Origin of the sequence: Microbacterium sp. 67-17, assembly GCF_001898325.1 — a bacterium.
In the GTDB taxonomy this organism is placed as follows: domain Bacteria; phylum Actinomycetota; class Actinomycetes; order Actinomycetales; family Microbacteriaceae; genus Microbacterium; species Microbacterium schleiferi.
This window is the reverse complement of record NZ_MKTR01000007.1, coordinates 157,722-164,264: the sequence shown is the minus strand read 5'-3', so window position 1 is coordinate 164,264 and position 6,543 is coordinate 157,722. Positions and strand designations below refer to the sequence as shown.

General features: G+C 67.7%; 7 protein-coding genes and 1 other RNA gene. 3 read left to right on the top strand and 5 right to left on the bottom strand.

The window, feature by feature from the left end:
• Positions 1–23: 23 nt before the first annotated feature.
• Both BGO47_RS03650 and BGO47_RS03645 read right to left on the bottom strand, forming a co-directional pair.
• Positions 24–425 carry a hypothetical protein gene (locus tag BGO47_RS03650; RefSeq protein WP_292708664.1) on the bottom strand — a complete coding sequence of 134 codons (402 nt, stop codon included), beginning with the start codon at positions 423–425 and terminating at the stop codon, positions 24–26.
• A complete protein-coding gene (locus BGO47_RS03645) occupies positions 422–766 on the bottom strand; it encodes a hypothetical protein (RefSeq protein ID WP_292708663.1) in 345 nt (114 codons plus the stop codon). Before BGO47_RS03645 ends, BGO47_RS03650 begins: the two co-directional genes overlap by 4 nt.
• Before the next feature lie 56 nt (positions 767–822).
• On the opposite strand from BGO47_RS03645, the gene BGO47_RS03640 reads away from it, so the two are divergent.
• Together BGO47_RS03640 and BGO47_RS03635 are read left to right on the top strand one after the other, a co-directional pair.
• Positions 823–2,517 carry an AarF/UbiB family protein gene (locus BGO47_RS03640; protein ID WP_292708661.1) on the top strand — a complete coding sequence of 565 codons (1,695 nt, stop codon included), beginning with the start codon at positions 823–825 and terminating at the stop codon, positions 2,515–2,517.
• A gap of 43 nt (positions 2,518–2,560) precedes the next feature.
• A complete protein-coding gene (locus BGO47_RS03635) occupies positions 2,561–3,883 on the top strand; it encodes an NAD(P)/FAD-dependent oxidoreductase (protein ID WP_292708659.1) in 1,323 nt (440 codons plus the stop codon).
• Between the two features lie 110 nt (positions 3,884–3,993).
• On the opposite strand, the gene BGO47_RS03630 is transcribed toward BGO47_RS03635, so the two are convergent.
• From BGO47_RS03630 to ssrA, 3 genes are all read right to left on the bottom strand, one after another.
• On the bottom strand, positions 3,994–4,335 hold the full coding sequence (locus BGO47_RS03630; protein ID WP_292708657.1) for a YciI family protein: 342 nt from the start codon (positions 4,333–4,335) through the stop codon (positions 3,994–3,996).
• Positions 4,336–4,395: 60 nt separating this feature from the next.
• Positions 4,396–5,238, bottom strand: a complete 843-nt coding sequence (locus tag BGO47_RS03625; protein ID WP_292708655.1) for a sulfurtransferase — start codon at positions 5,236–5,238, stop codon at positions 4,396–4,398.
• Positions 5,239–5,358: 120 nt separating this feature from the next.
• Positions 5,359–5,730, bottom strand: a transfer-messenger RNA (tmRNA) gene (gene ssrA, locus BGO47_RS03620).
• 143 nt (positions 5,731–5,873) lie between these two features.
• Here ssrA and BGO47_RS03615 point away from each other — a divergent pair.
• Positions 5,874–6,539 (top strand): SIMPL domain-containing protein, encoded by a 666-nt coding sequence (locus BGO47_RS03615; protein WP_292708653.1) that lies wholly within the window; start codon positions 5,874–5,876, stop codon positions 6,537–6,539.
• The last annotated feature ends 4 nt before the right edge of the window (positions 6,540–6,543 follow it).

Genomic DNA, 6,543 nt, shown 5'->3' with positions numbered 1-6,543 from the left:
CGTCAGCAACCGTCATCGTCATCTCAGTATTGGTCCGTTCTCGCCCCGTGCAGTGCGAAGGTCAGCAGTGCTGGTGTCTCACCCCATCCTGACGCACAGGGGGGAACCGTCTGCGCTCGTCGGATCACGAGAGTGAGCGCGACGATGAAGGTGAGCACAACGGCGATGATCACTACCGGGCTCGGCTCCAGCGCCAGCGAGATGCACTGCGGCGCCACGTCAGTCGGATCGCCATTCGCGTCGATGTAGCCGCCGTCAGCGCCGACCCCGCCGACGCACGTGCCAGCGCTGCCGCGCGTGAAGGTCATGTACGCAAGGAGAGCGAGGGCCGCCACCGTCGCGACACGACGGATGGCAGCGACGATCTCAACACCGGGGAGCACCGAGTTTCCGGCGACGGATGCCTGGGTGTCGGTATCCGTCATGACATCGCCAATCGGTCGAGAAGCGTGTCGGCGGCGGACGATATCGCGCTGATCTGGAACGCGACGACCGCCAGGGTTCCGAGCGTGTACCAGAACAGGTACGGGCTGCGGCGTCGCAGGAAGAAGACCCCGAGCCCAACGACGGTCACGATGGCAACCGTGGCACCGATCACCGTGGCGAAAGCCATGCGAACGTAGTCCGCATCATCCGGCGAAGTCCGGGCAGTGGTCGCTATCGCGAGAATCGTCGGGATGATCACGACACCGAGCAGGAAGATCGCCGACGGCGAGTTCCAGGCCCGATTCCGACGCACCCCGACCTGCGTCTTCGTATCGGTCATGGCCCCACCGTTACCCGGTTGACCCGGGGCACCGCAAGACACGGAAGAATCAGGATGTGAGTTCGTCGCTGTTTGCGCCACCTCGGTTTTCCGACCTCGCCGCTGCGGCGGCGGGCGAGAAGCCCCTGACCTGGCGACAGCGTCGTGCCCGGTTCCGGCAGATCTGGGGGCTCGCTCGGCGCCATGGCCTCCTCCCCTTCCGCAAGCTCGACTTCAGCTATGGCCCGGCGACTGCCGATCTTCGTGCGCGCCAGGCACGAGGGCTTCGCGAAGCGCTCGAAGAAGCAGGTGGCGGCTTCATCAAGGCCGGACAGCTCCTCTCGACACGCGACGACATCCTGCCGGCCGAATGGGTTCGCGAGCTCTCGCGCCTGCAGAAGGAAGTCAACCCCGCGCCGGCCGCGCAGATCGAAGAACTCCTCGAGCGCGAACTCGGCGAGCGTCGCGGCCGCTTCGCAACCTTCGACGTGGAGCCGCTGGCTGCCGCATCCATCGCTCAGGTGCACCGGGCGACGCTGGATGACGGCACCGTCGTGGCCGTGAAGGTGCAGCGCCCCGGCATCCGTGCCCTGCTGGACTGCGATATCGACATCATGCTGCGGCTTGCCGGCTGGGCGACCCGTCGCATCAAGCAGGCCCGCCAGTTCGGCGCGCTCGACATCGCCAAGCAATACGCCCAGGATCTGCGCAATCAGGCCGATTTTGCGCGTGAGGCAAGCAACCTCGAGAGCCTCGCCCAGTCGGCGCGGTCGGCTCGTGACGAGGTGCGCATCCCGCGGTTCTTCCCCGATCTGTCCACCGACCGCGTCCTCACGATGGAGTTCATCGACGGCGAGACGATCACGGCGCTGCGGCGCGAGGGGCAGAGCGACGAGATCGAGGATGCCCTGCGCACCGTTCTGCGCAGCTTCTTGCGCCAGCTCGTGATCGACGGGGTCTTTCACGCCGACCTGCATCCGGGCAACGTCATCATCGACCCAGACGGCACGCCGGCACTTATCGACTTCGGCTCCGTCGGTCGGCTCGACCGGGATCTGCGCCAGACGGTGCAAGACCTCGCGATCGCGTTCCTGCAGGGCGATACCCGCCGGGTCGCGGATGCCGCGCTGGCGATCATGCCGCTGGCAAACCCCGCCGACGAGCCCAGCTTCCGGCGTGCGCTCGCGGAGTTCGTCACCCACGATCTCGGCAGCGGATCCCGCATCACGCTCCGCACGATCGATAACGCCAGCGACCTCTTCACCCGGTACGGCACCGCACTTCCGCCCGATCTCGTGGCCGCGGGTCGTGCCTTCGCGATCCTTGAGGGAACCCTCCGCACCGCGGCACCGACGATGGATGTCATCGGCGAGTCCCGCGACGCGGCGCAGGCGCTCATCCTGTCGCAGTTGCGGCCGCGCGCCCTCGCTGGCGCGATCGGGCGCTCTGCCCTGGGCGCGTTCCCGCGCCTGCGACGGCTCCCCGATCGGATCGAGACCATCGTCGGCGACCTTGCCGACGGCAAACTCACCGTCAAGATCCGCCTCTTTGCCGACGATCGCGATCGCCGGGTCGTCACCGGCGTCATCCGTCGCGTCTCGACCGTGATCCTCGGCGGGATGCTGACCGTCGCGTCGTTCGTGATGTTCGTGCTCCCGCCGTTTGAGGGCGGCTCGCTCTCCCCCGTTGCCGCCGGTGTCGCGCTGGCGATTGGCGCCGCGGCATCCTTCGTCACCGCGACGGTCGATGCGCTGCTCGGGCGCCGCCCCTGACCTCCTGCTGCCCGTGAGCCCCCGCACAGTGCAGAATCAGGGCATGGAACGCTTTGACACCGTCGTCATCGGCGCCGGGATCGCCGGTCTCACCGCCGCGCGACTGCTGGTTGCGTCCGGCCGGACCGTCGTCATCCTTGAGGCCAGGGACCGCGTCGGCGGTCGCCTGCAGACCGACCGCACGGGCGGTGAGGTGACCGATCTCGGCGCATCCTGGATCCACGGCGTCACCGACAGCCCCGTCGCCGCGGCGGCCGAAGCGTTCGGGATGCCGATGGTCGAGTTCACCGTCGGCGGGTACCAACCCGACAGCCAGCCGATCGCCTACTACGACCCAGACGGTCGGCGGCTGTCGGATGCCGAGGCTCGCGCGTTCGCCGACGATGTGCATACGGTCGATGCAGCTCTGCTCGCCGTGATCGCGGCATCCGCACCCGACGCCTCGTATCGCGATGTCACCGAACAGGCACTGGCCGAACAGGGCTGGGATGCCGAGCGAACCCAGCGCGTGCGCGAATATCTCGAACACCGGGCGGAGGAGCAATACGGCGCCTGGATCGAGGATCTCGCCGCGCACGGACTCGACGACGACGCGATCGAGGGTGACGAGGTCGTGTTTCCGGACGGGTACGACGTGCTCGCCACGCGGCTGGCCGACGGGCTCGATATCCGTCTCGAACACGTTGTCACGGACGTGGATTGGTCGGATGACGGCGTCGTCGTCTCGACCGATCGGGGCGTATTCGGCGGCAGCTCTGGTGTTGTCACCGTTCCCGTGGGGGTGCTCAGATCGGACGAGTTCGTCATCCGTCCCCCGCTTCCTGAGCCCGTCGCCGGTGCACTGTCGCGCCTGACGATGAACGCGTTCGAGAAGGTGTTCCTGCGCTTCCCGACGAAGTTCTGGGACGAGGGCGTCTACGCCATCCGTCAGCAGGGACCCCAAAGCCGCGCGTGGCACTCCTGGTACGACCTGACGGCGCTCCACGGAACGCCGACGCTGCTGACCTTCGCTGCCGGCCCCACAGCGCGTGAGGTCACCGGGTGGGATGCCGAACGCGTCGTCGCCGACATCCTCACGCAGCTGCGCCGGCTCTATGGCGACCGCGTCGTCGAACCCACGAGCGTCGCGATCACGTCGTGGCACGATGATCCGTTCGCGCGAGGGTCGTACGCGTACATGACGCTCGGTTCGACGACCGCCGACCACGACGACCTCGCGACGCCGATCGGCGGCGTGCTGCACCTGGCCGGTGAGGCGACCTGGACCGATGATCCGGCGACGGTGCCCGCGGCGATGTTCTCGGGCCACCGCGCCGCCGAGCGGATCGTGGGCCGCGACATCCCGATCGAGACTCTCTGGAGCTGACGCTCACGCAACAGTTGGCGTGTGGACGCATCGGCCTCGCACGCGAGGGGTCGCAACACGCCGCAGCGACGCGGGCATGAACGGCGTGTTGCGACCCCTCGGGCACAAGCTCAGGACTCGGGGTCGTACTGGAACTCACGCACTTCCTGCGGGCAGCGGCACGCCACCGCGATCTTCGCGGCCCACTCGTATGCCTCGGCGGCCGTCGGCACCTCGATGATCGTGTAGCCACCGAACATGTCACCGGTGCTCGGATACGTGCCCTCGGTCACGACTCCCTCGCCATCCACGCGCACCGGTGCGACTCTCTCATTGACCCCGCCACCGAAGACATACACGCCAGCCGCCTTCGCCTCGCGAATCACGGCATGCGCGGCTTCCCCCACCGCTTCCCACTCGTCGTCAGGAACCACCATGGCCGAGCTCGGGAACGAGATCATGAACTTCGTCATGCGAGCAGTGTGACACCGGGTGCGGTCTTGATCCAGCCCCTTCGCCGCGGTGTGCGCCCCTCAGGCTCCCGGCTCGGCGCCTGTCGCGACGGGGCGGCCTCGCGTGTTGGACCACTGGCTCCATGAGCCGGGGTAGACGACGACCTCCACGCCTGCCACCGCTCCGGCAAGCGCCGTGTGCGCGGCGGTCAGGCCCGAGCCGCAATAGGCAGCGGCGGGGGTGAGGTCGCTCACGCCGGCACTCTCGAACGCTGCGCGGATCGTCGCGGGCGATGCGAAGTTCGCTCCCTCGAGCACCGCATCGGCGGGCAGGTTCACCGCGCCGGGGATGTGCCCGGCAACGGGATCGAACGGCTCGGATTCACCGCGGTAACGCTCGGGTGCACGCGCGTCGAGCAGCACCCCGCGCTGCGGCCAGGCTGCGGCGTCATCGATTGAGATGCCCTCATCCATGCCGTCGAACACGATCGATCCCGGTTCGGGTGACACGTCGCCCGTCTCGAGCGGGAGTTCGGCCGCCCGCCACGCCGACAGGCCGCCGTCGAGAACGCGGATGTCTCTGACGCCGGCGCCCCGAAGCAGCCACCAGGCTCGCGCCGCAGAGACAGAGCGGTAATCGTCGTAGACGACCACGGCGTCACCCGCGTGCAGCCCCCAGCGGCGGGCGGCATCCTGCAGCGTCGCGCGCGATGGCAGCGGGTGCCGACCCTCAGACGGCGCACCGTGCGTCGCAAGTTCGGTGTCCATGTCGACATACACCGCACCCGGAAGGTGCCCAGCACGGTAGTCGTCCCGACCGTCCGGCTTGTCGAGGCGGTAGCGCACGTCGAGAAGGCGGATGTCGACCCCAATCTCGAGCAGCGTGAGAAGTTCGTCGGCCGAGATGAGCGGAGAGCCGGGCATAGCAGCATCCTCGCACGCGCGAGAAACAGAAGAGCCTCCTCGACCAGCGCTCACGCGCCGATCCCGGAGGCTCCCTCCGACAGTGTGACAGCGGCTTCGGCATCCATCTTCTGTGTGCCGTGGTGGAGATGGGGGGAATCGAACCCCCGTCCATCGCTGGGTCATCGCGCCTTCTCCGGGCGCATTCTGTGAAAGCGTTCTGCTCGGCTCCGACCTTTGTCACAGACACCTAAGTCGACAAGCCCAGCCTGGGAGAAGTCCCGCGTGACGTCCAGACGCCGTCACGCAGCAAGATCCCTTAGATGACGCTAGGAACCGTAGCGGGATCGCCTACGGGCTAACGGACTCGGGCTCGCTGCTTAGGCAGCGAGGGCGAAGTCAGACTGCTTCTTATTGGCAGTTATTTGTTTGCAGGGGGCGTTTACGAGATAACCCCGCATCCTCGGCCCGCTTCTCGCGAATTCGCAGACGATGTCGAAACCGATCATCCCCGTGAGTCCTTCTTGCGAAGGGCCGCTGTCACACTGTGGAGTTTCGAAGGTTCAGGATGCAAAGCACCCGAGCTCTACAGGATACAACGGATGCCGCATCCTACGCATTCCCGGCGCTCAGCCGCACGACGTAGAGTCACACCCATGCGCGATGTCATCATCACCGTCCGCGGCGACCACCAGACCCGGGTTGCCCCCGAAGAGGCCGTGGCGCGGCTCACGATCCGGACCGAAGGCGGCGAACGAACCGACGTCATGGGCAGAGCGACGGATGCTGCGAGCATGCTGCGCGCCGCGCTCACGGCCCGACAGGACGCGGGCGAGATCCGCGAGTGGTCGACCGGCCGGCTCGCCGTGCGCTCCGAGCGCCCCTGGAACTCCGAGGGCAAGCAATTGCCGCTCGTGCACCACGCGTCGCTGGACGTGTCGGCGACGTTCGCCAACCTCGACGCGCTCTCGGGATGGCTGGGTGAGATCGCCGAGCTCGACGCGATCCAGGTCGATGGGGTGCAGTGGATGCTCACCGACGCGACCCGCTCAGCCGTCGAAGCGGATGTCGCAGCCCAGGCGGTCCGGGTCGCGATGACCCGCGCGACCGCCTACGCTGCGGCCCTCGGACTCGCTGAAGTCACCGCCGTCGAGGTGGCCGACGTGGGCCTGCTCGGAGGCGGAGCCGCGGGTGCAGCACCCGGCCCGTCTCCCCGAATGATGATGGCGGCAAGCTCGATGGACGCGGGCGCCCCTCTGGAACTACAGCCCGCCGAGATCGTGGTCAGCGCGGCCGTCGAAGCACGCTTCAGCGCCCACTGACGGA